26 protein-coding genes are annotated in these 24,395 nt (G+C 61.1%); 17 read left to right on the top strand and 9 right to left on the bottom strand.

Going from position 1 to position 24,395, the window contains the following annotated elements:
• The first annotated feature begins 101 nt into the window (after positions 1-101).
• Positions 102-671 carry a GNAT family N-acetyltransferase gene (locus ACIN8IBEIGE_RS10445; RefSeq protein WP_160014558.1) on the top strand — a complete coding sequence of 190 codons (570 nt, stop codon included), beginning with the start codon at positions 102-104 and terminating at the stop codon, positions 669-671.
• A 61-nt stretch (positions 672-732) separates the two neighbouring features.
• The gene (locus ACIN8IBEIGE_RS10440; protein WP_256665097.1) at positions 733-1,509 is read left to right on the top strand and encodes an AraC family transcriptional regulator; all 777 of its coding nucleotides are present in this window, start codon (positions 733-735) and stop codon (positions 1,507-1,509) included.
• Here the strand turns inward: ACIN8IBEIGE_RS10440 and ACIN8IBEIGE_RS10435 are convergent.
• On the bottom strand, positions 1,506-2,297 hold the full coding sequence (locus tag ACIN8IBEIGE_RS10435) for a hypothetical protein (protein WP_160014556.1): 792 nt from the start codon (positions 2,295-2,297) through the stop codon (positions 1,506-1,508). The genes ACIN8IBEIGE_RS10440 and ACIN8IBEIGE_RS10435 overlap by 4 nt on opposite strands.
• A gap of 64 nt (positions 2,298-2,361) precedes the next feature.
• Positions 2,362-3,357, bottom strand: coding sequence for an alpha/beta hydrolase (locus ACIN8IBEIGE_RS10430; protein WP_160014555.1), 996 nt, complete (start codon positions 3,355-3,357; stop codon positions 2,362-2,364).
• 162 nt (positions 3,358-3,519) lie between these two features.
• Between ACIN8IBEIGE_RS10430 and aroC the strand changes: the two genes are divergently transcribed.
• From aroC to ACIN8IBEIGE_RS10405, 5 genes are all read left to right on the top strand, one after another.
• Positions 3,520-4,611, top strand: a complete 1,092-nt coding sequence (gene aroC / locus ACIN8IBEIGE_RS10425) for a chorismate synthase (RefSeq protein ID WP_160014554.1) — start codon at positions 3,520-3,522, stop codon at positions 4,609-4,611.
• 128 nt (positions 4,612-4,739) lie between these two features.
• Positions 4,740-5,891, top strand: coding sequence for an MFS transporter (locus ACIN8IBEIGE_RS10420; RefSeq protein ID WP_160014553.1), 1,152 nt, complete (start codon positions 4,740-4,742; stop codon positions 5,889-5,891).
• Between the two features lie 40 nt (positions 5,892-5,931).
• Positions 5,932-6,480: an acireductone dioxygenase gene (locus tag ACIN8IBEIGE_RS10415; protein ID WP_160014552.1), complete on the top strand. Its 549-nt coding sequence runs from the start codon at positions 5,932-5,934 to the stop codon at positions 6,478-6,480.
• Between the two features lie 75 nt (positions 6,481-6,555).
• Positions 6,556-6,747, top strand: coding sequence for a PLDc N-terminal domain-containing protein (locus tag ACIN8IBEIGE_RS10410; RefSeq protein ID WP_090385447.1), 192 nt, complete (start codon positions 6,556-6,558; stop codon positions 6,745-6,747).
• 43 nt (positions 6,748-6,790) lie between these two features.
• The gene (locus ACIN8IBEIGE_RS10405; RefSeq protein WP_160016358.1) at positions 6,791-7,324 is read left to right on the top strand and encodes a histidine phosphatase family protein; all 534 of its coding nucleotides are present in this window, start codon (positions 6,791-6,793) and stop codon (positions 7,322-7,324) included.
• A gap of 1 nt (position 7,325) precedes the next feature.
• Here ACIN8IBEIGE_RS10405 and ACIN8IBEIGE_RS10400 read toward each other — a convergent pair whose 3' ends face one another.
• The 4 genes from ACIN8IBEIGE_RS10400 to ACIN8IBEIGE_RS10385 all read right to left on the bottom strand — a co-directional run bounded on the left by ACIN8IBEIGE_RS10400 (position 7,326) and on the right by ACIN8IBEIGE_RS10385 (position 11,414).
• Positions 7,326-7,823, bottom strand: a complete 498-nt coding sequence (locus tag ACIN8IBEIGE_RS10400; RefSeq protein ID WP_090385452.1) for a methylated-DNA--[protein]-cysteine S-methyltransferase — start codon at positions 7,821-7,823, stop codon at positions 7,326-7,328.
• Positions 7,824-7,827: 4 nt separating this feature from the next.
• Positions 7,828-8,712 carry a DNA-3-methyladenine glycosylase gene (locus ACIN8IBEIGE_RS10395; protein ID WP_160014551.1) on the bottom strand — a complete coding sequence of 295 codons (885 nt, stop codon included), beginning with the start codon at positions 8,710-8,712 and terminating at the stop codon, positions 7,828-7,830.
• Positions 8,713-8,820: 108 nt separating this feature from the next.
• Positions 8,821-9,360, bottom strand: a complete 540-nt coding sequence (locus ACIN8IBEIGE_RS21205) for a methyl-accepting chemotaxis protein (RefSeq protein ID WP_372240012.1) — start codon at positions 9,358-9,360, stop codon at positions 8,821-8,823.
• A 1,031-nt stretch (positions 9,361-10,391) separates the two neighbouring features.
• The gene (locus ACIN8IBEIGE_RS10385) at positions 10,392-11,414 is read right to left on the bottom strand and encodes an AraC family transcriptional regulator (protein ID WP_160014549.1); all 1,023 of its coding nucleotides are present in this window, start codon (positions 11,412-11,414) and stop codon (positions 10,392-10,394) included.
• Between the two features lie 216 nt (positions 11,415-11,630).
• Between ACIN8IBEIGE_RS10385 and ACIN8IBEIGE_RS10380 the strand changes: the two genes are divergently transcribed.
• From ACIN8IBEIGE_RS10380 to ACIN8IBEIGE_RS10340, 9 genes are all read left to right on the top strand, one after another.
• Positions 11,631-12,476, top strand: coding sequence for a glycosyltransferase (locus tag ACIN8IBEIGE_RS10380; protein WP_160014548.1), 846 nt, complete (start codon positions 11,631-11,633; stop codon positions 12,474-12,476).
• Between the two features lie 257 nt (positions 12,477-12,733).
• Positions 12,734-14,209: an NAD(P)/FAD-dependent oxidoreductase gene (locus tag ACIN8IBEIGE_RS10375; protein WP_160014547.1), complete on the top strand. Its 1,476-nt coding sequence runs from the start codon at positions 12,734-12,736 to the stop codon at positions 14,207-14,209.
• Positions 14,193-15,122, top strand: coding sequence for an alpha/beta hydrolase (locus tag ACIN8IBEIGE_RS10370; protein ID WP_160014546.1), 930 nt, complete (start codon positions 14,193-14,195; stop codon positions 15,120-15,122). Before ACIN8IBEIGE_RS10375 ends, ACIN8IBEIGE_RS10370 begins: the two co-directional genes overlap by 17 nt.
• Positions 15,123-15,884 carry an SDR family oxidoreductase gene (locus tag ACIN8IBEIGE_RS10365; protein WP_160014545.1) on the top strand — a complete coding sequence of 254 codons (762 nt, stop codon included), beginning with the start codon at positions 15,123-15,125 and terminating at the stop codon, positions 15,882-15,884. It abuts the gene before it with no gap.
• 461 nt (positions 15,885-16,345) lie between these two features.
• Positions 16,346-16,681 (top strand): ribonuclease E inhibitor RraB, encoded by a 336-nt coding sequence (locus ACIN8IBEIGE_RS10360; RefSeq protein WP_090385491.1) that lies wholly within the window; start codon positions 16,346-16,348, stop codon positions 16,679-16,681.
• A gap of 111 nt (positions 16,682-16,792) precedes the next feature.
• Positions 16,793-17,500 carry a type 1 glutamine amidotransferase gene (locus ACIN8IBEIGE_RS10355; protein WP_160014544.1) on the top strand — a complete coding sequence of 236 codons (708 nt, stop codon included), beginning with the start codon at positions 16,793-16,795 and terminating at the stop codon, positions 17,498-17,500.
• A 261-nt stretch (positions 17,501-17,761) separates the two neighbouring features.
• Positions 17,762-19,171: a circularly permuted type 2 ATP-grasp protein gene (locus tag ACIN8IBEIGE_RS10350; RefSeq protein WP_160014543.1), complete on the top strand. Its 1,410-nt coding sequence runs from the start codon at positions 17,762-17,764 to the stop codon at positions 19,169-19,171.
• A gap of 2 nt (positions 19,172-19,173) precedes the next feature.
• On the top strand, positions 19,174-20,124 hold the full coding sequence (locus ACIN8IBEIGE_RS10345; protein WP_160014542.1) for an alpha-E domain-containing protein: 951 nt from the start codon (positions 19,174-19,176) through the stop codon (positions 20,122-20,124).
• Entirely contained in the window at positions 20,121-20,918 is a 798-nt protein-coding gene (locus tag ACIN8IBEIGE_RS10340) for a transglutaminase family protein (protein WP_160014541.1), read from the top strand. Before ACIN8IBEIGE_RS10345 ends, ACIN8IBEIGE_RS10340 begins: the two co-directional genes overlap by 4 nt.
• Before the next feature lie 408 nt (positions 20,919-21,326).
• Here ACIN8IBEIGE_RS10340 and ACIN8IBEIGE_RS10335 read toward each other — a convergent pair whose 3' ends face one another.
• From ACIN8IBEIGE_RS10335 to ACIN8IBEIGE_RS10325, 3 genes are all read right to left on the bottom strand, one after another.
• On the bottom strand, positions 21,327-22,130 hold the full coding sequence (locus tag ACIN8IBEIGE_RS10335) for a cytochrome c (protein ID WP_160016357.1): 804 nt from the start codon (positions 22,128-22,130) through the stop codon (positions 21,327-21,329).
• 2 nt (positions 22,131-22,132) lie between these two features.
• On the bottom strand, positions 22,133-22,492 hold the full coding sequence (locus ACIN8IBEIGE_RS10330) for a rhodanese-like domain-containing protein (RefSeq protein ID WP_160014540.1): 360 nt from the start codon (positions 22,490-22,492) through the stop codon (positions 22,133-22,135).
• Between the two features lie 122 nt (positions 22,493-22,614).
• A complete protein-coding gene (locus tag ACIN8IBEIGE_RS10325; protein ID WP_160014539.1) occupies positions 22,615-22,779 on the bottom strand; it encodes a hypothetical protein in 165 nt (54 codons plus the stop codon).
• Positions 22,780-23,165: 386 nt separating this feature from the next.
• Between ACIN8IBEIGE_RS10325 and ACIN8IBEIGE_RS10320 the strand changes: the two genes are divergently transcribed.
• Positions 23,166-24,371, top strand: coding sequence for an acetyl-CoA C-acetyltransferase (locus ACIN8IBEIGE_RS10320; RefSeq protein WP_160014538.1), 1,206 nt, complete (start codon positions 23,166-23,168; stop codon positions 24,369-24,371).
• Positions 24,372-24,395: the final 24 nt, after the last annotated feature.

The following is a 24,395-nucleotide window of genomic DNA, read 5'->3' as shown; positions in this document are numbered from 1 at the left end:
CAAGGTCGCACTGGCGTAGAACTTGTTGCTGTTGTGGATTGTGCACACTTGCCGGCCCTGTTAGCGTGTCGCGCCTGCGACTCTGTCCGAGGAGGGACCCTATGTTCAAGCCGCAACTAATTACCCTGCAACGTGGCGGATTGCGTATCGAACCCATGGTCGATGCCGATATTCCCGCCTTGATCAGTCTGGCCGAAGCCAATCGCCAGGAGCTGATCTATATGAGTGGCAGCCAGCGCCTCGACTGGTATCGCCAGGGCTTGCTCGAGCAGCGTGAAGGGCGGGCCTTGCCCTTTGTTATTCGCCTGGGCGACCAGCTAGTGGGCACCACCCGTTTCGGCGACTTTATGAATACTTTGCCGGCGGCGGAGATCGGCTGGACCTGGCTGGATCGCAGCCAGCATGGCACGGGCCTCAACACCATCATCAAATACCTGATGCTCAAGCACGCTTTCGAACACTGGGGGCTGGTACGTGTACAACTAAAAACCGCTGCCAGTAATCTGCGTTCGCAGCGTGCCATCGAAAAGCTTGGAGCGCAGCGTGAAGGTGTGTTGCGTAACCACCGCCGCCTGGCTGACGGGCGCCTGGACGATAGCGTGCTCTACAGCATCACCGATCATGACTGGCCGGCGATCAAGCTGCAGCTGGAGGCGCGTTTTAGCGGTTGAGGCATGGCGCAGGCAGATACTGAGCAAACACACTTTTTGGCAATCACGTGAGTTGGACGGCGTGGAGTTGCTCCACGCACACTATATCGAGCAGCGCTTCTCGCCTCATGTGCACGAAGGCTTTGTTTTTGCCGTAATTGAGCAGGGTGCCCACCGTTTTCAGCATCGCGGCAGTGAGCATCTGGCTCCTGCCGGCAGCATGATCCTGATCAACCCGGACGAGTTGCACTCCTGCTCAAAGGCTCATGATCAGGGCTGGCAATACCGCGCTTTCTACCCCGAGATTGAGCAGGTTTGCGAGGTATTGGCTGAGCTGGAGCTGGAGCGCGGCGGCCTACCCAGTTTTGCCGGCAGTGTGTTGCATGATGCGCCGCTGGGTCGGACGTTTGCCGACTTGCATCGTCTGCTGGAGAGTCCGGCCAGCGCCTTGCAGCAGCAGAACGCCTGGCGTGAAGCGATTTTGCTGTTATTTCAACGTCATGGCCGCGTTCCTGCGGGCCTCACCCCTGGTCATGAGCCTCAGGCTGTGGCGCTGGCCAAGGAGATGCTGGCCAGTCAACTGGCGGCGCCACCGTCATTGGAAGAACTGGCGCAGGCGGTGGGCTTGTCGCCGTTTCATTTCGCCCGAGTGTTCCGCCGCGCAACCGGCCTGCCGCCACACAGCTGGCTGATGCAGCGCCGTCTGGAGCAGGCTCGGGCGTTATTAAGGAATGGTTGTGCGCCGCTGAGTGTGGCGATGCAGTTGGGTTTTGCCGACCAGAGCCATCTTAGTCGGCAGTTCAAACAGGCCTACGGCGTGGCGCCGGGGCAGTATCGCCTGGCCCGTGCCATTCGCTAGCGCGTAGCAATCCAGATCAGTAGCCCCGCCTGAAACACGCAGAACGCCACCAGGCAGGTGATGGTAAAGCGCAGACCGCCGTCTTCGCGTTTGAACACTTCGATGCGTTCTTCCAGTTTGCGCACTTTCACTTCCTGTTCGCGCAGGCTCTGGTCGGCCTGTTGCAGCATGCTGGCGGCGTCCAGTAATTCAACGATCTGCACCTTCTCCGTGTGCCAGTCGCCATGCAGCGAGCTGACCCGTGGCGCGCCGCATTGCGCCTTGATCTGCAGCGGATCGAGGTATTCGACCACAAAGCCCTGGGCCTGCAGGCAGTGGTCGCGCCGCGCACGGGCTTCCTCGGTAAAGGCATCCTTGCTTGGCAAGGGGCTGTGCTGCACTTGATAGTGGGCGAAGTGCTGACGCGCCCAGGCAATCCCTTGGGCCAGCATAAAGCGTCCCAAACCGCGGTTTTCCGGCTGCACGTGCAGGCCTTTGTCCGGGCCGAAGCGCACCAGGCGTTGCTCATGATCGGCCCAGACTTCGAGAATGTTCTGCTCCTTGCGTACACGCTGACCGGGGAGCTGCAAGGTCAGACGCAGCAGGCTCTGCTGCTTGCCTAGGCGCTCGACGCGGCCTAACTGGATAAAGCGCAAGGGCCGCGCCCCAGTGTGGCGGTCGGTAGGCAGAGCGGCCAGGCGCAATAGGCGAAAGTGTTCGGGCGGCAGATCGGCCCAGGGATGGGCTTGCTCGGCGACTTCCTGGGCGGCGGTGTCGGTAGCGGTTTGTGGTTGTGGGTTGTCAGTCATACACGGCGATCCTGTGCGCGACATCTTCAGGTGTCGCCTGATGCGCTTATCGGCCGCCGCTCGGCTAACTGGAGGCTGGCTTTTTGCCGTTGCGCTGGATGAACTGGGCGATCTGCTCGCCCAATCCCTGTGCCAACGGTAGCCGAGGATTGTTGTAACTGGCCAGTTGCGCCGGTAAATCCAGCGCGCTGATGCGCAGCATATGGTTCATGCCAGGGATGATCAGCAGCTCGGCATCCGGCTTGGCGGCCTGCAAGGCGTGGGCATCGGCGACACTGACCTGAATATCGTGGCTGCCTTGTACGATCAGCGCAGGAATCTGCAATCGGGCAAAGGCCTGGCCTGGGTTCTGCCGCAACAGCGAGATCAGATAGGGCTGTACGCTCGGACGAAACAGCACTTGCAACTGCTTGGGTACCTTGGGGCTGAATTGCCCGGCCAGCAGGCGGTCGAGCACTTGGTTGCTTTGCGCCAGCAAATGCGGTGGTAGGCGGGATGCGAGTTGTTCACGTAAGAGTTGATCAATCGGCCGTGAGCTGCCGGCAATTGCCACCAGGGCATCGGCCTGGGCCTGCTCGGCAGCCAGGCTGGCAATCAGCGCACCTTCGCTGTGGCCGATCAAAATCAGCCTGTCAAATGCCGGATCAGCCCTGAGCAGCCGTGCCCAGGCCACGGCATCGCTGACATAACCCTCGACACTCAGGTCGCGTTCATCCGGGGTGGCCGCACGGCTGGCGGCCACCCCGCGTTTGTCGTAACGCAGGCTGGCGATGCCCTGTCTGGCCAGGCTCTGCGCCAGGCGTTTGAGACTGTCGCTCTGGCCGCCTTCAGGGTTGTTGCCGTCCCGGTCGGTGGGGCCCGAGCCGGCAATCAGCAGCGCCACGGCCACCGGTTTGGTGCTGCTGGGCTTGAGCAGCGTGCCATGCAGCGTGCCCTGGTCGGTCTGCAGGCGCATGGGTTGCTGCATGCTGCTATGCGCGATGTTGCTCTGTGCGACGTCGGGGGCGGCTTGCAGCAGGGCGCTGCAGAGAAACAGGGGCAACAGCAGAGCTCGGGTCATGGAAAGGAACTGCCAAGGATGAGCCTATTGGACGTTTATCCGCCCTGAAGGTTCGAGGATGATCTGGGCGAACGCCACGGGTATACTCGCCGCCTTTACTCAAATGGGGTTTTGCGCCGGCTGGCGTAGCCTCGGAGCTGATTTTCGCGGAGCGTTTTGCACATGTCCGGCAATACCTACGGCAAGCTGTTCACTGTCACCACCGCTGGCGAGAGCCATGGCCCGGCGTTGGTCGCCATTGTCGATGGTTGCCCGCCAGGCCTGGAAATCAGCCTGGAAGACCTGCAACGTGATCTTGATCGGCGCAAACCTGGCACCAGCCGCCACACTACACAGCGCCAGGAAGCCGATGAGGTGGAAATTCTTGCCGGGGTGTTCGAGGGCAAGACCACCGGTTGCTCGATCGGCCTGCTGATCCGCAATACCGACCAGAAGTCCAAGGACTACTCTGCGATCAAGGATTCTTTCCGCCCGGCCCACGCCGATTACACCTATCACCACAAATACGGCATCCGCGACTACCGCGGTGGTGGCCGCAGTTCGGCGCGCGAGACGGCCATGCGCGTGGCCGCTGGCGCCATCGCCAAGAAGTACCTGGCCACTCAGGGCATCGTGATTCGCGGCTATATGAGCCAGCTGGGGCCGATTGAAATCCCGTTCAAGACCTGGGACAGCGTCGAGCAGAATGCCTTCTTCAGCCCCGATCCGGACAAGGTGCCGGAGCTGGAAGCCTATATGGACCAGCTGCGCCGTGATCAGGATTCGGTCGGCGCAAAAATCACCGTGGTCGCTGAAGGTGTGATGCCGGGGCTGGGCGAGCCAATTTTCGACCGCCTGGACGCCGAACTGGCCCACGCGTTGATGAGCATCAACGCGGTCAAGGGCGTGGAAATCGGTGCGGGTTTCGCCAGCGTGGCGCAGCGCGGCACCGAGCACCGTGACGAGATGACCCCGGAAGGTTTTCTCTCCAACAACGCCGGCGGCATCCTTGGCGGACTTTCCAGCGGCCAGCCGATTGTTGCGCACCTGGCGCTCAAACCGACCTCGAGCATCACCACGCCGGGGCGCTCGATCGATATCCACGGCAACCCGGTGGATATCATCACCAAGGGCCGTCACGACCCCTGTGTGGGCATCCGCGCCACGCCGATTGCCGAGGCGATGATGGCCATCGTGTTGATGGACCACCTGCTGCGCCATCGCGCGCAGAATGCCGATGTGCGGGTCAGCACGCCGGTGCTGCCACAGCTGTGACTGCCCGCGTAGGTTGGGTTGAGCGCAGCGAAGCCCAACGGCGGTCGACTCGGCAGCGCAGAAAGATGATTTATCGCGTGTTGGGCTTCGTCGCTGGCTCCTCAACCCAACCTACGTCTGGGTAAACCATGCCTTCTGTGTTGCCCTATTGGCGTCTGTCCGGTTTCTACTTCTTCTATTTCTCGCTGCTCGGCGCTACCGCGCCGTTTCTCGCGCTGTATTTCGATCACCTGGGGTTTTCTGCTGCGCGAATTGGCGAACTGATCGCCATTCCCATGCTGATGCGCTGCATTGCACCGAATATCTGGGGTTGGCTGGGCGATTACAGCGGGCAGCGGCTGGCTATCGTGCGCTTTGGCACGATCTGCACGCTGCTGTGCTTTGCTGGCATCTTTATCAGCCAGAGCTATGCCTGGCTGGCGCTGATCATGGCGCTGCATGCGTTCTTCTGGCATGCGGTATTGCCGCAGTTTGAGGTGATCACTTTTGCCCACCTCAAGGAGCAGGCCGCGCGCTACAGCCAGATCCGCCTGTGGGGCAGCATCGGCTTTATTGTCGCGGTGGTCGGTCTGGGCAAGTTGTTCGAGCTGCTCAGCCTGGACGCCTATCCCTGGGCGCTGATTCTGATCATGGGCGGCATCGTCCTGAGCAGCTGGTGGGTGCCCAATGCGCAGCCGCAGATGCGCCCCAACACTCTGGAGCAGGGCGGCTTTCTCCAGCAACTGCGGCGGCCGGGGATACTCGCTTTCTACCTTAGCGCCGGGCTGATGCAGTTGAGCAATGGCCCGTACTACACCTTCCTCAGTCTGCATCTGGAAGCACTCGGCTATTCGCGAGGGGTGATCGGCCAGCTGTGGGCGCTGGGTGTGCTGGCCGAGATCGTGCTGTTTATGTTTATGGCCCGCTTGCTGGCGCGCTATTCCCTGCGTACCGTGCTGCTGGCGAGCTTTCTGATTACCGCCGTGCGCTGGTTATTGCTGGGCAATCTGGCTGGGCATCTGCCGGTGCTGCTGTTTGCCCAGTTGATGCATGCCGCAACCTTTGGCAGTTTCCATGCGGCGGCCATGCATTTTGTTCAGCGCAGCTTTGCCGATCGCCAGCAGGGGCAAGGCCAGGCCTTGTATGCCGCGCTGGCTGGCGTCGGCGGGGCGCTGGGCGCACTGTATTCCGGCTACAGCTGGCACAGCCTCGGCGCGGCCTGGACCTTTGCCATCGCCAGCCTGATTGCCCTGGCGGCTGCGGTGATTACCGCGCGCTATCTGCGTGATGAGCGGCCCTAGACTTGATTATCTGAATTGAAACTGTACGAGAGCCTTGAGCATGAGCAGCCTGACCGTCTACCACCAGTCTTCGCCCGAGTACCCGAACAAGCTGCTGACTCACCTCGAGGACATTGCCAGCACTCTGGCTGCTGTTGGTGTGCAGTTCAGTCAGGTGCCGGTTCAACAGGCGGTCACGGCCGGTACAGTCAGTGATGAACTGCTGGCGGCCAATCGTGTGCAGATCGACCAACTGATGACCGCGCATAGCTACACCAGTGCCGAGGTGCTAAGCCTGTGTGATGAGCGCGGCGAGGGCAGTGAGCTGGCCCGTAGCCTGCGCGCGGAGCAACGCTGTCAGCCGGCTCACCTGCATTACTACTTGGCCGGACGTGGCCTGCTGGCGCTGCACATCGGCGAGTACGTCTACAGCCTGTTGTGCGAGAAGGGCGACCTGGTGCGGTTACCCGCCGGCACTGCGCATTGGTTCGACGGCGGCGAGCATCCGCGCTTTGCCGTTTTGCGCCTGTTTGACAGCCCCCAGGTGGCGGTTTTTACCCCACTAACCGGTGATTTTGCTGCCGCCTTTGCGGGGTTGGATGACTGCTGATAGGTAAAGCGCCTGAACTCTTTTGCCCAGCGTCTATCCTACGTAAGCGATCCCTTCGCATAGGAGCGACACCATATGGGTTCAATGTTCAACGGTTTACTGGGTTTGGTCATTCTGGCGCTGGATATCTGGGCGATTCTTAGCGTGATCAAAAGCAACGCCGAAACTGGCATTAAGGTGCTGTGGATATTGTTGATTGTCTTGCTGCCGGTGATCGGTCTGATCATCTGGGCGCTGATGGGGCCGCGTGGCACGGTCAAGTTCTAGCAGGCCGTTGAAAAACTACCTACGTTGGCGATACGGCGCGTGGTTGTTGGCGCTGTATCTGCTGAGCGGCGCGGTTCAGGCCAGCGATAAGTCCGCCTGGACCGCGTTGCGTGAAGGCCGCGCCGTGCTGCTGTTGCGCCATGCCACAGCGCCCGGCACGGGTGACCCGGCGAATTTCCAGCTAAGTGATTGCCGCACTCAGCGTAATCTCAATCAGCAAGGTCGTGAGCAGGCGCAGCGCTGGGGACAGTTGTTGCGTAGTCAGTGGATTGAACCACGTCTGCTTAGTAGCCGTTGGTGCCGAGCACAGGACACGGCCCGCGAAATGGGCATGGGCGCAGCAGAAACACTGCCAGCCCTGGACTCCTTCTTTCAAACACCCAATACCGCCCGTGAGCAGACCGCTGCGCTGATCGAACAGATCAATGCACAACCGCGTGGTGCGTCGCTGGTGCTGGTCTCCCATCAGGTCAATATCACCGCGCTGACCGGCATTTATCCGGCGTCTGGCGAAGGGTTGATTCTGGCGTTACCCCTAGAGGCTCCGGCGCGCGTGCTGGCGCGAGTTCAGCCCTAGGCTAAATGCTCAGCAACCGCTGTTCCGGCAGCTGCGCCCCTTCCAGTTTGAGCAACAGCGCTTTGCGCGGCAGGCCGCCGGCATAACCTGTGAGGCTGCCGTCACGGCCAATTACCCGATGACAGGGAATGATGATGGCTATCGGGTTGGCGCCATTGGCCGCACCAACGGCGCGCACGGCCTTGGGCCGCGCGATCTCGGCGGCGAGGTCGCTGTAGCAACGGGTATGACCAAACGGAATGGCCTGTAACGCTTGCCACACCGCCTGCTGAAATGCTGTGCCTTGCGGCGCCAGGCGTACTTCGAAGCGCCGCCGCCGCCCGGCGAAATACTCATCCAGTTGCCGGCACACTTCATCCAGTTCATCGGCAGCGCGGCTCCAGTGTTCGCCGATATCCCAGGGCTTGTCATCGATATCCATCAGCAGTTGCTGCAAGCCGGTTGCGTCAGCGACCAATAACAGACGGCCAATCGGGCTGTCGTGGTAGCGGTAGAACATTGGTTCAGCCCTCTGAATAGTTGTGCCACAGATGCGCGGCGGCATAGGCGCGCCACGGCCTCCAGGCTTCAGCGCGAGCCCTGAGCTGTTTGGCGTCGATGCCTTCTGGCCCCCACACCGGTGCCTTGAGTAGCCCCAGGTCACTGGCGGGAAAGGCATCGACCTCGCCGAAGGCGCGCAGCGCAATATATTCCGCCGTCCACGGGCCAATGCCGGGCAGGGCGCACAGCTGCTCAACAAAGGCCGTGTAGCCGTTCTGCAGATCCAGGCGCAGCGCGCCGCTGGCCACCTGCGCCGCGAAGTGCTGCAAGGTTTGCACGCGCTTGCCGGGCATGCCGATGCCGTCCAGGTTGGCTTCGGCGATAGCGCTCGGACTGGGGAACAGCCGTTGAATCGCTGGCGCATCGGCAAATTGCAGTGATTCACCCAAACGGGTAACCAGGCGGCCGGTGATGGTCACTGCCGCCTTGACCGTAACCTGTTGGCCAACAATGGCGCGCACCGCCTGCTCGAAGGGCTCGAAAGCGGTGGGCAAACGCAAACCGGGATGACGCGCAACCAGCGGGCCGAGCTGCGCATCGTTGGCAAAGTGCGCGGTGATCTGCTGCGGTTGGCAGTCCAGATCAAACATCTTGCGCACCCGCGCAATAAGCGTCGGCAGGCAGGGCTGCAGCGATTGGCTGTAGTGCAGTTGCAGCGCGTACTGATCATCCAGCGGTTGCACACGGAACCAACCGCGCACGCCGTCGAGCAGCACGCTGCGTGCGTAGCTGTGTGGCTGCAGGCTTTCCACCCCTGTCAGTGCGCGCAGGGCAAAGTGGCTATGGAACTGTTGCCACTGCCAGGGTGGTTGATAGCTCAGTAACAGGGTGTGAAGTGATTGGCTCATGGCCGAACAATAACCGCCGCTCGGCAGGCTGTCAGCGCAGAACTGACTTTCAAACTGGAAGGTCGAGGCTTTTACCCTCCCCTTGATGTAGGAGAGGGGCCTGCATAGTTAGGCGCTGGCGACCCGCTGATGCAATTGATGCGACAACTGCTCCAGTTGTTGGCCCAGCTGCACCAGTGACTCCTGGGCATCCAACAGTTCGGCACTGGCGGCGCGTTGGCGTTGGCTGGCGTCACGCTGTGCGGCACTGTTGTCGCGTACGTGCAGTAGCTGCTGGTGCGCCTGGGTAAGCGCCTGGCTGTGCTGCAGGATCGAGTTGGAGAGGTTGTCGGTCAACCCGGCGTTACTGCTTAGCGCACTGCTGACTTCACTGACCTGGGTCGCCCCGGTATCTATGATCTGCTGCGACTGACCGAGCACGTTCTGTACGGTGTCGGCGGTTTCGTTGCTGCGCTGTGAGAGGTTGCGCACCTCATCGGCCACCACGGCAAAGCCGCGGCCATGATCGCCGGCGCGGGCCGCTTCGATAGCGGCGTTAAGCGCCAGCAGGTTGGTCTGCTGGGCGATGGCGCTGATCATCTGCATGGATTCAGCGATGCGCTGGTTGCTCTGCTGGATGGCCTGCATGCTGGCTTGGGCATCTTCCATGCGCTGTGCGCAGGCATTCACCTGGCTGCTGCTGTGCTGGGTGTCCTGGCTGAGTTGCTGCATATGACCGGTGCTGTCAGAGAGGCTGTCCAACACGCCGTGCAGCGCCAGGTCCAGTTGATGCATGGTGTCGGCCTGCTGTTGCACATCGGTGTCGATGCTCTGGCAGCGCTGGCGAATGCCGCCAAGGGTCTGTTGCAGCTGACCGGCCATCTGCAGCAGGTCGCTGGCGGTGCTGCGCACTTCATTGACGATGCCGCCGAGCTGCTCCTGATTACGTGCGGCGCGTTGACCGAACTCGCGCGATTCGTTCAGGGCCTGTTCGGCATCGGCCAGGGCTTGGTTGCGCAGTTGCGCGCTGTACCACTGTGCCAGCCACACGGTCAGCACCGGCAGGATGTAGCCTGAGTAGGTGTTCACCGCAGCATCGCGCGGGCTCAGTTCAAATACCGGCAGGCTGGCGCCGTTGCGCTCCAGGCGAATAAGCCAGAACACGAACAGCACCTGCACCAGGCTCCAGACCATGGCGCTGCGGGCACCGGCCAGCAGATAGGCGAATACGATGATCACCGCCGGCCAGTAGATATGCGCCGAATGCAGGCCGCCCAGCTGATAGATCAGCAGCATCGAGTAACTGGCCATGCATGCCAGCGCCATGTTCGCGGCTACCGCCAGTGGCAGCACGGTGCTGCGCAGTACCAGCAGCATCAGCGGCATGCCCAACACCAGCAGCAACGAGCCATACATCAGCGCATCATTGCCCAGGCGTCCCCACTTGATGCAGCTGTACAGGCCGATGACCACGCTGCACAGGCCGCTGAAGGCCAGCGTACGGGCCAACAGAACGCTGGCCTGATCAGTCAAATCATGTGGCAGGAACTGCCCAAGAAAACCCTGTCGCATGAAAACTCCAGTCAATCGGTTGTTCAGCAGTATCGGCGTAAACGCCTGCCAGCTTGAAGGTGGAAACTGCTAATTTGGCGGATGAAATAGCAAAGTGCCATCTGTTTCGATGACTTGTCAGTCGCGCTTCAGGCCAATGTTTGTCGAAATTGCCCCGGCGTGAGGCCTTTCCAGCGTTTGAACGCATGCAGGAAGTTCGACACCTCGCTGTAGCCCAGGCGTTCGGCAATCTCCTCCTGACTCAGGCTGGCGATGGCCAGCAGCTCTTCGGCCAGGGCCTGGCGCACTTCCTCCTGCAGCTGGCGAAAGCTGCTGCCTTGCGCTTCCAAACGGCGACGCAGGGTGCGGCTGCTGATATTCAATTCGCAAGCGATCACTTCCATATCGGGTAGCCGGCCGGGTGTGCTCAACAGGCGATCACGAATCTGCCCGGCCAGGCCGCTGCGCACTTGTCGTTTGGCCAGCAGGGCCTGGCACTGCTGCTCACAGAGTTGAGCGCTGTGCGGATTGGCGCGGGGCAACGGCTGGTCGAGCAACTGACGCGGGAAGCTGATGCGGTTCGAGGCGCTGGCGAATTCCGGTAGCAGGCCAAACTGCTCAATAAAGCGCGCCGGGTCAGCCGGTGTCGGCATACTCAGCTGTACCCGGCTCAGCGGCACTTTGGCACCGGTCAATTCGCGCTGAATCACCATCACCGCCACGGCGTCGCGCAGCAGGAGAAAGTCGCGCACCTGATCCGGCAAATGGCTGCCGTCCAGCTGCAGATGGGCTTCGCTGGCGTCTTCGATCAAGTTGATGCGGTTAAAGGCAAAGGTCAGGTCCAGATAACGCAGGCTGAGGTCGGCGGCCTGACGGAAACTCTGGCTGCTGAGCAGGGCGTAACCCCAGATGCCGTAGGTGGTCAGCTGATAGCGCAGGCCGGCCTGCAGGCCGAGATCATCCAGATCGGGCAGTGCGTCGATCAGGTTGCGAACCAGCTGCAGTTCCTGCGCTCCTTCGATTTCACTGTGTAGTTCGGCCAGTTGCAGGGAGCTGAGGCCAGTGTCGCGCAGGCACTGCTCGACGCTCAGGCCATGGTCGAGGCCCAGCTGGGTTAGCAATTGGGCGCTGGTAATGCTGCGGCGTGGTGGCCAAGAAAAGGTGACTGACATGAGCTTGTCCGAAAGTCACAATGGAGGCATCGACTATGCCACAGCTCTGTGCAATTGCGCGAAAGTGATCCAGGCGACTATCAATACGTGCAGCAGCTACGCGCTTGATCTGCTAGTTGCAAAGAATTAGCGTACGCCGAAATTTGCGTTCGGCTTTAAGGGATGACGCACGTCGGATTTTAACGAAGTCAGGTAGGGATATAGGAGCTCAGGGGGATGCAGGAAGTAATCAAGGTATTCGTTGGCTGTGATCCCAATGACTGTGACTTGGAGCAGATGATGGTGCTGGATTACAGCATCCGCAAACACTGCTCTTTGCCAGTGGATATTCACTGGATGCAGCTATCACGAGACTCTCAGAGCTTCTGGCATTCCAATCCAGAACAACAGCAGGGCTGGCGTACTGAAGCCTGGACGACGCCGTTTTCGGGTTTTCGTTGGAGTATCCCGGCCTATTGCGGCTACCAGGGTAAGGCCATTTATATGGACACTGACGTCATTGTCCTGTGCGATCTGACCGAGCTCTGGCAGTTGCCTTTCGAGCCAGGCAAGGTGGTGATGGCTAAGGGCGGTCAGCAGTCCTGGCGTTTCTGCGTGTCGATGTGGGATTGTGCTGCGGCTGAAAAACACCTGCCTCCGATCGAGGAGATCAAAAGTAAACCGGAGATTCATCAGCAACTCAAAAAGTACTACAAGGTCAATACGGGGGTTATTCAATCGTTTGACACTGAGTACAACAATATTGATGGGGAGAATAGCCCTGTCGAGAAGATCAAGATTCTCCACTATTCGGATATGGGGACTCAGTTTTCTCACTACCTGGCGGTTCCTCGACTGGCCAGGGAAGGGCGTAAGCACTGGTTCGATGGCCAGGTCATGGTGCATCCGCGCAAGGACCTGCAGAGCCTCTTCGACCGCTATTACCAGGAAGCGCTGGATAAAGGTTACAGCCTGGACACCTACCGGCTGCCCGAAGTGTTTGGCGAGTTTCCCAAATTTTCGCAAAAGACCTATACCGGTAACCGCGTGACTCGACCCAAACGTTGGTGGAAGTTTTGGTAGCAGCTGTCGAAATGGTCGAAACCTAAGGGTGTTGAGCGACGTATTTCGTCATTCCTAATTCGTGCCTTATGGACGGCCTGGCTTTCCGTAAGACGCAGCTACCCTAGGATTTGGCTTTACTCGAGTAGTTTCAGACCCAACGATCAGAGACTCTGTCCGAAAGTCACAATTTGCTGTCCGGTTATGCCATAACCATGGCCTTCCCCAGCAAGTAGCATCTTGTGCAGTCAAGCAGATGCGGTTGGGGGGATATAACAATGCACAACACTTCCCAGAACCAGACCCGGTTACGCGTGCTGATTATCGGCAGCGGTTTTGGTGGTTTGGGCATGGCCATTCAGTTACAGAAGGGCGGTGTCGAGGACTTTCTGCTCCTTGAAAAGGCCGCAGAAGTCGGCGGCACCTGGCGCGATAACAGCTACCCGGGGGCGGCCTGCGATGTGCCGTCGCACCTGTATTCGTTTTCCTTTGAACCGAAAACCGACTGGAGCCGCAAGTTTGCGCCTCAGGCGGAAATCCACGGCTATATGCTGCACTGCGTGGCCAAGTACCAGCTGCGTTCGCGTATTCGCTGCAATGCCGAGGTGGCCTCGGCGGCCTTCGATGTGGCGGCAGCGTTGTGGCGGGTGACCCTGAGCAATGGTGAAGAGCTCTGCGCCGAGGTGCTGATCAGCGCCTGCGGCCAGCTCAATCAGCCGGCCTATCCAGCGTTGCCGGGAATTGAGCAGTTCGCCGGGGAGGCCTTTCACTCGGCGCGCTGGCGGCATGACCTGGACCTGACCGGCAAGCGCGTAGCGGTGATCGGCACCGGCGCCTCGGCGATTCAGTTTGTCCCGCAGATCCAGCCGCAGGTGGCCGAACTCAAGCTGTTTCAGCGCTCGGCGGCCTATGTGTTGCCCAAGCCGGATCGCGCCTACAAGCCTTGGGAGCTGGCGCTGATGCGCCGGCTGCCCTGGCTGCAACGCCTCGACCGTGGTCTCAAGTACCTGCAACACGAGGTGCGCGGCCTGGCGTTTATCAGCATGCCGTGGCTGATGAAGCTGTTTCGCTTCAGCTTCGAACGTCACCTCAAGCAGCATATCCGTGATCCGCAACTGCGCAGCCAGCTGCAGCCAAACTACCCCATGGGCTGCAAGCGCATCCTGATCAGCAATGACTATCTGTCGGCCCTGGCGCAACCCAATGTGACGCTAATCAGCGAGGTGATCAGCCGCGTCGGCGAGCGCGCCATCATGACCGCCGATGGCCGCGAGCACCCCTGCGATGTGCTGATCTACGGTACCGGCTTTGCCGCTACGGATTTTCTCGCGCCAATGCAGATTCGCGGGCTCGGCGGGCAAGAGCTGAACCAGGCCTGGCGCGATGGCGCCGAAGCCTATAAGGGCATCAGCGTCAGCGGGTTTCCCAACCTGTTTATCCTTTATGGGCCCAATACTAACCTGGGGCACAACTCGATCATTTATATGCTCGAAAGCCAGTTCCGTTATGTACTTGGCTGCATCGATTTGCTGCGCGAGCAGGGCGCCCGTTATCTGGACGTAAAAGCGCAAGTGCAGCAGCGCTACAACCAGCAGATCCAGGCCAGCTCACATCGAACGATATGGGAGCAGGGCTGCTCAAGCTGGTACAAAACCGCCTCCGGCAAAAGCACCAACAACTGGCCGGGCTATACCTTTACCTATCGCCTGCAGACCCGCGCACCGGAGCCCAATGACTATGAATGCACCCGCTGAATTTACCGCCCCCGCGGCCGATCAGGCGTTGCTGCGCAGCGTCTTGCGTACCAGCCTGCGCCTGCTGTTCCGTGGCCTGGTACGTCCACCCATGCCAATTGCCGGCCAGCGTGCGGTGTTGCGTCTGCTGACTGCCGCCAGCCCGGCGCCGCGCGGCATCACCCGCAGTACCGGCACCTTGGGTGGGCGGCCCTGTGAGTGGCATAAGCCGCAGAGTGGCCGTGGCATGGTGCTGCTGTATCTGCATGGCGGTGCATACCTGATCGGCGGAGCGAACACCCACCGCACGATCTGCTCCACCTTGGCCAAGCGCGGACAGATAGATGTGTGCGCGCTGGATTACCGCCTGGCGCCGGAGCACCAATATCCTGCAGCTCGCGACGATGCGTTGGCCGCGTTTCAGGAGTTGCTCACGCTGGGTTACACGCCCGAGCAGATCGTGATTGGCGGTGATTCGGCTGGCGGCAACCTGAGCCTGATCACCAGTCTGCGTCTGCGTGATTTGGGCTTGGCGCAACCGGCGGCGCTGGTGTGTTTCTCCCCGGTCACCGATTTTTCCTTTACGCAGGTACACGAGCCGCCAGCGGGCGACCCACTGCTTCATCCTAAATGGGCGGCGCAGGCGCTGGCGCTGTATTGCCCTGCCGGATTGGCGCATGACGATCCCGGTTTATCGCCGCAGTTTGCCGATCTGCAGGGGCTGGCCCCTGTATTGATCCAGGTCGGTGAAGACGAGATTCTACGTAACGACAGCCTGCGCTTTGCCGACAAGGCCAGGGCAGCCGGTGTGGATGTGCGCCTGCAGCGCTATCCGGACCTGTGGCACGTGTTTCAGGCTCATGCTGGCATGCTCAAGGCCGCCGATTTTGCCCTGGCCGAAGTGGTGAGTTTTCTGCGTGAGCGGGGCTGCTGAGTGAACAATATTCTGATAACCGGCGCCGCCTCGGGAATCGGCGCAGCCACCGCCAGGCTGTTTCATCAACACGGCTGGCAGGTCGGCTTGCTGGATATCAACCACCAGGCACTGGCCAAGCTGGCGGGTGAGCTGGGTAATGTCTGGCATGCCGAGCTGGATGTGGCCGACCCAGCGGCAGTCAAGGTCGCCCTGGCGGACTTCTGCGCCCTGCATGGCGGTCAGTTGCGCCTGCTGTTCAATAGCGCCGGGATTCTGCAGTGTGGGCACTTCGAGGATATCGAGCTGAGTGAGCATGCGCGCATCCTGCAGATCAACGTGCAGGGGCTGCTGAACATGACCCACGCGGCTTTTCCCTATCTGCAAGCCACGCCCGACGCCCAGGTGATCAATATGGGCTCGGCTTCGGGTGTTTATGGTGTGCCGCATCTGGCCAGCTATTCGGCCTCCAAGTTCGCTGTGCGTGGGCTGACCGAGGCGCTGGATCTGGAATGGGCCAAGCACGGCATCCGTGTCGGCGACCTGATGCCGCCGTTTGTCAGCACGCCGATGCTTAACAACCAGCGTTTCCAGGCCCCGGTGCTAAGGCGTCTGGGGGTTAACCTTGAGGCCGAAGCCGTGGCCCAGGCCGCTTGGGCGCAAACCTGCAGCCGTGCGGTACACCGGCCGATCAGCCGACAATTCAAGCTGCTGTACTGGTCTGGCCAGCTGACGCCCGTCTGGTTAACCCGGCGCATCATGGCCTGGCTAAGCCGTGAATAATTACCTGGGCGGAGCTCAGGGCTGCCCATGAACCCTGGTCGCCCGCAAGCCCGCCGCTAAAGCGCCTCCCACAACAGGGTGCCGCGGCCTAGTCTGGCTGGCCGATGCCATCTTGGAGCTAAACCGTGGGAGGGGCTTTAGCCGCGACAATTGAGACTGGCTGAGTTGGATATTTCGCTGGGCAAACCGCGCAGGATGGGACTAGTCTGCAACTAACGCTTCTGACTTGTTCGTTCTGAACAAGCCTGCGTTGACCAGCCCTGGTTTCAGGTCTGGCTTATGACATATCAAGCAGCACATCGCTTGATTCTCGGGCGGCACTGCAATCGGTGCCGCAACACCGCTGAAGCTCTGGCGGTAGCAATGGGAAAGCGTTTATCAGGTCGTAGCACTGCAGTATCGACACCTAGTTGGTTCTTTAGCGTCCTGTAAATATGTCCATCGCCTGAGGAGGTCACTTCATGAGCACAGCCTTGCACGATGATGTCAGTAACGGGGTTTTACGGCGGATGAAGGAGGGTGGTTTCGACTTTGCCAGCTTCCATCCCATCGAGTTCTACGCCTTATTCCCGGATGAGGAGCGGGCCCGTCTGGCCACCCGCCAATTTCGAGGTGAATCTTTACACGCCCTGGTGACCGAGCGTGATGACGGCGTCTGGCACCTGCAAGTCAGTAAAGTAATGTTCGCGACATACCACGGCATTGACGACTTCGAGCATGACCTGGAGTCGGTCGTGGCGCCGCTTGGCGGCAAACTGGATGGGTGGGGCGTTACCCAGGAGGTAAGGCAGCCCTGAAGTCTGCACACTGGCCAGCCATAAGCTGGCCAGTGTCATTTCAACCCCCGCAAACTATCTCCAATCAATCGTCCCTCGACCCCAGCCTGCGCTTTGCTTCAGACTTGGCGCATGACCGATATCCTGATTCTTACCCATATTGATTACTGCCCACCGGCCCATCTGGGCAAAGTGCTGGAGCAGGCTGGCCACTCATTTAGCGTGCTGCGCGCGGATTTGGGCGAGCTGGACAGCATTGACCTCGACCGCCCCAAGGCCGTGGCCATCATGGGCGGACCGATGAGCGTGAACGACCCGCTACCCTGGCTGCAGACCGAAGTGGTCGCTTTGCAACATTTTATCCGCCGCGATATTCCGCTGATTGGCCACTGCCTGGGCGGCCAGCTGCTGGCCAAGGCTCTGGGCGCGCAAATCAGCCGCATGCCCTACACCGAAAGTGGCTGGCAGCCGCTGACCCGTCTCGACCAGGCGGCGCCCAGCCCCTGGTTGCAGCACCTGCCTGAACAGTTCCCGATCTTCCAGTGGCATGGCGACAGCTTTGCTATCCCCGAGGGCGCGCAGCCCTTGCTCAGCAGCCCCTGGTGCAGCAACCAGGCGTTTGCCTGGGGCGATAAGGTCCTGGCCCTGCAAGGCCACCCGGAAATGGACGAAGCCCTGGTGCGCCAGTGGCTCGGTGATTGGCATCACCTGCTGGATGAAAGCCAGCCGAGCCAGCAGAGCAGGGCACAGATGCTCGACCAACTGCCAACCAAAGTCGCCGAACTAAACCGCGTAGCTGAAGGCTTCTATCGTCACTGGCTGCAGCTGGCCGGACTCTGATACCTGGGTAGGGTGGATGACGTTTTACCCATCCACCATGCTTGCCTGTGGTGGATAACAAGAGCGTTATCCACCCTACGAAGCTTTAGCCCGGATGCCCGCCTTAAAATGGCGCGCCCTGCGACCTGTCGGTCACCATTGCGCCCTGGCTTGGTGCGTCGCTCCCATCGCCAATACCCAACTTACTGATTTAAAACATTTTTGTTGTATGGCGCGGGCCTTGCAGAGCTGTACCCATGTCCGGGTGACAAGGAGTACGGCATGGCCCGCACCTTTTATGACGAGATGTACGACGCGAGTGGCGCTGTCCGCCCGCACTACCAAGCCTTTGCCCGCTGGCTGGCGGAGACGCCGGATGAACTGCTGGCCCAGCGCCGCCGTGAAGCCGACCTGCTGTTCCACCGCGCCGGCATCACCTTCACCTTGTACGGCGACGATCAGGGCACCGAGCGGTTGATCCCGTTCGACATCATCCCGCGCAGCATCCCCGCCAGCGAATGGCGCATCGTCGAGCGCGGCTGCATCCAGCGCGTGCAGGCGCTGAACCTGTTTCTCGCCGACCTCTACCACGACCAGCGCATCATCAAGGCCGGCATCATCCCCGCCGAGCAGGTGCTGGCCAACGAGGGTTACCAGATCGCCATGCAGGGTCTCAACCTGCACCGCGACCTCTACGCGCACATCGCCGGGGTCGATCTGGTGCGCGACGGCGACGGTAGCTACTACGTGCTGGAAGACAACCTGCGCACCCCGAGCGGCGTCAGCTACATGCTCGAAGACCGCAAGATGATGATGCGTCTGTTCCCCGAGTTGTTCGCCGCCCAGCGTGTGGCACCGATTGATCACTACCCGAACCTGCTGCTCGACACGCTGAAGTCCTCCAGTCCGCTGGATAACCCCAACGTGGTGGTGCTGACGCCGGGGCGCTTCAACAGCGCCTATTTCGAGCATGCCTTCCTGGCCCGTGAAATGGGCGTGGAGTTGGTCGAGGGTGCGGACCTGTTTGTGCGTGACGACAAATTGTTTATGCGCACCACGTCTGGGGCCAAGCAGGTGGACGTAGTTTATCGGCGCCTCGACGACGCCTTCCTCGATCCGCTGGCCTTCAATCCAGATTCCATGCTCGGCGTGCCTGGCCTGCTAGCCTGCTACCGCAGTGGCAACGTGGTGCTGGCCAACGCCATCGGCACCGGGGTGGCGGACGACAAATCCATCTACCCCTATGTCGACGACATGATCCGCTTCTACCTCAGCGAAGAGCCGATCCTGAAGAACGTTCCGACCTTCCAGTGTCGCAAGCCGGCCGAGCTGTCCCACGTGCTGGCCAACCTGGAACAGCTGGTGGTCAAGGAAACCCAGGGCTCCGGTGGCTACGGCATGCTGGTCGGCCCGGCAGCCAGCAAGGCCGAAATCGAAGACTTCCGCGCCCGCCTGATTGCCCGCCCCGAGGCCTATATCGCCCAACCGACCCTGTGCCTGTCGACCTGCCCGACCTTTGTTGAGCGCGGCATCGCGCCACGGCATATCGACCTGCGGCCTTTCGTCCTGTCCGGCAAGGAAACCCGCATCGTCCCCGGCGGCCTGACCCGCGTCGCGCTGCGCGAAGGCTCGCTGGTGGTCAACTCGTCCCAAGGTGGCGGCACCAAAGACACCTGGGTGGTGGAGGACTAATCATGCTTTCAAGAACTGCCTCTGATCTGTACTGGATGTCGCGCTATCTGGAGCGCGCGGAAAACCTCGCGCGTATGCTCGATGTCAGCTACTCCCTGTCACTGATGCCGCAAGACGGGCAGGGCGATGGCCTGGAAGAACTGGCCCTGCCGCTGCTGATTACCGGCACTCTGGATGATTACCTGGAGCGCCATGGCCCGTTGCACGCCGAGCGCATGCTGCACTTCTTTGCCCTCGACGCGACTAACCCGGCGAGCATCTACTGCTGCCTGCAGGCCGCGCGCAGCAACGCCCACGCCGTGCGCGGGCGGATCACCGCCGACATGTGGGAGAACATCAACGCCACCTGGCTGGAGATTCGCGGCATCGCCGAGCAGGGCCTGGGCCGCTACGGCATCAGCCGCTTCTGCGAATGGGTCAAGGAGCGCTCGCATCTGTTCCGTGGCGCCACCTTCGGCACCATCATGCGCGGCGACCCGTACCGCTTTATCCGCTTGGGCACCTTTATCGAACGCGCCGACAACACCCTGCGCCTGCTCGATGCCCGCTATGAAATGCTCGGCGAAGACATCGACGAAATCGACGGTCGCCCGGCCCGTAGCTACTACCAGTGGACTGCACTGCTGCGTGCGCTGTCCTCGTTCGAGGCCTTTGCCGAGATCTACCGCGGCTCGCCCGGCACGCGCAAAGTCTCCGAGCTGCTGCTGCTGCGTCCAGATGTGCCGCGCTCGCTGCGCGCCTGCATGGACGAGTTGAGCCTGATGCTCGCCAGCCTGCCCGGCGACAACGGCCGCCCAGCCCAGCGCCTGGCCGCCGAACTGGAAGCGCGGCTGCGCTACACCAGCATCGAAGAAGTACTCGACGAGGGCCTGCACGCCTGGCTCACCGATTTCATCCTGCTGGTTCGCCAGTTGGGCCAAGCCATCCAAAGCTCCTACCTGGAGGTCGCATGAGACTGTCCATCAGCCACGACACTACCTATCACTATGAGGACCAGGTGCGCACCAGCATCCAGTATCTGCGCATGACCCCGCACGACAGCGAGCGTCAGCAGGTGCTCAGCTGGCAGTTGAGCCTGCCACGTCCGGTGCGCGCGCAGGTCGATCCCTACGGCAATATCCTGCATGTGTTGACCCTGGACGAGCCGCACGAATCCATCGTTATCGGCGCCCGTGGCCAGGTTGAGATCGACGAGGCGCGCGAAGCTGAGCACGAAAGCCAGTCGGCCCTGCCGTTTTTGCGCTTTACCCGCCTGACAGAGGCCGACGAAGCCTTGCGCGAATTTGCCAAGCTGCAAAGCAAAAACCGTCAGGATCGCACCGGCCTGATCGACCTGATGCATGCGTTGAATGCGTATATCCGCTATCAGCCAGGCGCTACAGCCGTGGAAACCAGCGCCAGTGAGGCCTTCGCCGGCGGCAAGGGCGTCTGTCAGGATCATGCGCATGCCTTCCTGGCCTGTGCGCGCAGCCTGGGCATTCCGGCGCGTTATGTCTCGGGCTATCTGTTTACCGACAGCGAAGACCACCTGGCCAGTCACGCCTGGGCCGAAGCCTGGCTGGATGACGCCTGGTACAGCTTTGACGTGACCAACTGCCTGGCCAAGCCGGAGCGGCACTTGAAGCTGGCCGTGGGCCTGGATTATCTGGATGCCTGCCCGGTGCGCGGCATGCGCCGGGGTGGCGGCATCGAGCAGATGCATGCGCAGGTGGAGGTTGTGCCGGTGATTCGGGTGCAACAGCAGTAAAGGCGCTGCGCTGGCTTTGTAGGGTTGGTTAGTCCGTAGGAGGGGCTTTAGCCGCGAGCTTTTGATGCTTTCTGTTCAGGGGCAGCGACAAGTTCATTTGCGTGGTGATTTCTGATTTTGGTTTCGCCCCTTACGGGCGAGTCACTTTTGCCAGTCGCCGCAAAAGTAACCAAAAACGCTTGCCCCGACATCCGGCCCTGCCTACGGCAGGGTTCGTGAACAGAATCATTGCGCCAGGGGCCCGCCGCGAAGGGCCATCCCTGGCCCATCGCGGCTCTCGCGACATCCATGTCGCTCAACCCCTTCCACAACAGCCACGGTCTTGGCCACTTTGTGTAAGTCGATCCTGCCGTCCTGGGTCATCAGTAGGTTCGCCGCCAGGAGGTCGAGTGAGGTGTTGCTAAGCCTTCAAGGCTGCACCTTCCTCCCCACCATATGCCCCAAATACTCTACCAACTCCCCCAATTCCTTATCACTCAACACCTCAACCGCAAACCCCGGCATCTTGCCCTGTGGCCAGCGCCGCAAGCTCTGCGGATCGCGAATATAGCGGGTTAGAAAGTCGCCGCTGAAATACTCCGTCGGGTTATGCGGAATATTCAGATCGGGGCCGAATTGCGAGTCGCCTGCGCCATTCAGGCGATGACAGGCCATGCAGTTCTTCTGGTACTGGGCAAAACCGGCCTGCACCGCCGGGCTGGCGTCTGCCGCTGGCAGCAGTTGTGGGAAGCGCTGCGCTACCGGGGCCAGTTTGCGGATGCTGGCCAGCTGAAAGGGCCACTGTTCTGGGCCGATCTGGCTGGCGGCTGGGTTTTGCCAGACCAGATAAAACGGCCCGGCGCTGGGTTTGCCGTTGCCCAGGGCGGGCCAGGGCTGCGCTGGGTCTTCGACGGCCAGCCAGGCCTGGCTGCCAGTTTGGCTAAGCGCGGGGGCAGCAGACAGTTCGGCGGCAAAGCCGTCGCTGGCCACCAGTTGCAGGTGATCACCCGGCTGCACACCTTCCAGCAGCGCGGCCAATGGCACGGCGTTGTAGCGCATGCTGCGTTTGTAGCTGACGTCGTCGCTGATCTCGACGCTTTGCGCCTGTGGGTGGGCGAGCAGTTGGGCGCTGCTCAGGCGCTGGCTGCCGTTGCCCAGTTCCAGGGTCAGTTCGGCGGCATGCAGGTGGCAGAAGGGTAAGAGGGTGAGCAGGGCGATACCTAGAGTGCGTATGTTCAATCCTGCGACTCCAGGGCCAGTTTCAGTTCGTCATAGCCGCCGGCGTTGATCAGGTTGTTGTAGCCCATGGCGCGCAGGCTTTCTTCGGCGATGCCGGAACGGCGGCCGCTGCGGCAGTAGAGGATGATCGGCGTGTCCTTGTCTGGGGCGATGGCGCTGATGCGGCTGGCGATCTGTTCGTGCTCGATCTGTTCGGCACCGGGCAATGCGCCGGCGGCAAACTCATCGGCGGTGCGTACATCGATCAGCACGCTGTCAGGCGATTGCAGGGCGACAACAGCGGCGCTGAGTTCGGCTTCGCCGGCCAACAGAGGCAGGCTGACCAGCAGGCCGAGGGTGGTAAATAGGGTGCGCATGGCGTGCTCCTTGGGGTGATTGAAATCACCCTAGCACAGGTGCCAGCTTTCAAGCGGTTGCGGGGTTGTGCTGCCGCTGCCGGCTCACTCCACGGTGGCAGGCAGGGCAGGAAATCAGGGAGTTAGCTGACCAAACGGGTCAGGTTGGGAAGAATCAGGATGACGGTGGTGGCAAACACGATCATGCCTGCCTGACGCATTTTCACTGGATTGAACATGGCGGTTGGCCTTGTTGTTTTTTGCGGGTGGTCGGCGCTGTCCTGCTCAATATGCGGATGCGACGCCACGCCTCGTGTTGATCATTCAAGCCGTCCCGGCAAAACCCGGCGACGACGCCTACAGCAGCCGACCTGCACACTATTTGCCGGTGGCTTGATTCAACTGTAGGGGCGTGCAGCCCCTGGCTATAGACGCCTTGATTACTAAGGTGCTTGGGTTAGTTGCCTGTGGTTATGACGCGGGCTCCGCCACAGGCAAGCAGACCTTGAACTAGACGCGCTTGTTGGCCTTCGCCCAGTGATTGACCGTTTGTCTGAGCTGAGCGGTCAATAGGCCTGAGCGCTTCGGTCATTGAGCCTGTCTGCGCTCGGCGTATGGTGACTGCACTCAACAAAAACAGGCGTGGGCCCCACCTGCGCCATCAGCCACCCTCCATTGGAGGTCTGAGGACGCCATGACCGAAGCATATATTTTCGATGCCGTGCGCACGCCCCGCGGCAAGGGCAAGAAGGACGGCGCGCTGTACAGCGTCAAGCCAGTCGACCTGATCGCCGGCCTGCTCAAGGCGCTGCAAGCGCGCAATAACCTGGACACCAGCCAGGTCGATGACATCGTGCTCGGCTGTGTAACGCCGGTGGGTGATCAGGGCGCAGACATCGCCAAAACGGCCGCCATGGTGGCCGATTGGGATGTCAGCGTGTCCGGTGTACAACTCAACCGTTTCTGCGCTTCGGGCCTGGAAGCGGTGAACATGGGCGCGATGAAGGTGCGTTCCGGTTTCGAGGATCTGGTGGTGGTCGGCGGCGTCGAGTCGATGTCGCGCATTCCCATGGGCTCCGACGGCGGCGCCTGGGTGATGGACCCGGCGACCAATATGCACACCCATTTCACCCCGCAGGGTATCGGCGCCGATTTGATCGCCACCCTGGAAGGCTTTAGCCGCACGGACGTCGACAGCTTCGCCCTGCGTTCGCAGCAGAAGGCTGCCCGCGCCAGCAAGGACGGCTCATTCAGCAAGTCGCTGATTCCGGTAGCCGACCAGAACGGCATCGTCCTGCTCGATCACGATGAGTTTATCCGTGGCGAATCCACCCTCGAAGGCCTGGGCAAGCTCAAACCGAGCTTCGAGATGATGGGCCAGATGGGCTTCGACAGCACCGCGCTACGCGTCTACAGCCATGTCGAGCAGATCAACCACGTACACACTCCGGGCAACAGCTCGGGCATCGTTGATGGCTCGGCCCTGATGCTGATCGGCTCCGAGGCCAAAGGCCGCGAGCTGGGTCTGAAGCCGCGTGCACGCATCGTCGCCACAGCAGTGACCAGCACCGACCCGACCATCATGCTTACCGGCCCAGCGCCGGCCACCCGTAAGGCGCTGGCCAAGGCCGGGCTGAACGTCAATGACATCGACCTGTTCGAGGTCAACGAGGCGTTCGCTTCGGTGGTGATGAAATTTATGAAGGACATGGGCGTCAGCGAGGACAAGGTCAACGTCAACGGCGGCTCCATCGCCATGGGCCATCCGCTGGGTGCAACCGGCTGCGCCATTCTCGGCACCCTGATCGACGAGCTGGAGAAGCGCCAACTGCGCTATGGCCTGGCCACCCTGTGCGTGGGCGGCGGTATGGGTATTGCCACGATTATCGAGCGCGTGTAGGAGCCAGGGGCACGCCTAGTGCTT

The sequence above is a fragment of the Pseudomonas sp. 8BK genome, from assembly GCF_902506475.1.
Classification (GTDB): Bacteria; Pseudomonadota; Gammaproteobacteria; order Pseudomonadales; family Pseudomonadaceae; genus Aquipseudomonas; species Aquipseudomonas anguilliseptica.
The sequence above is the reverse complement of the archived record's forward strand: the minus strand, read 5'-3'. Positions and strand labels throughout refer to the sequence as shown.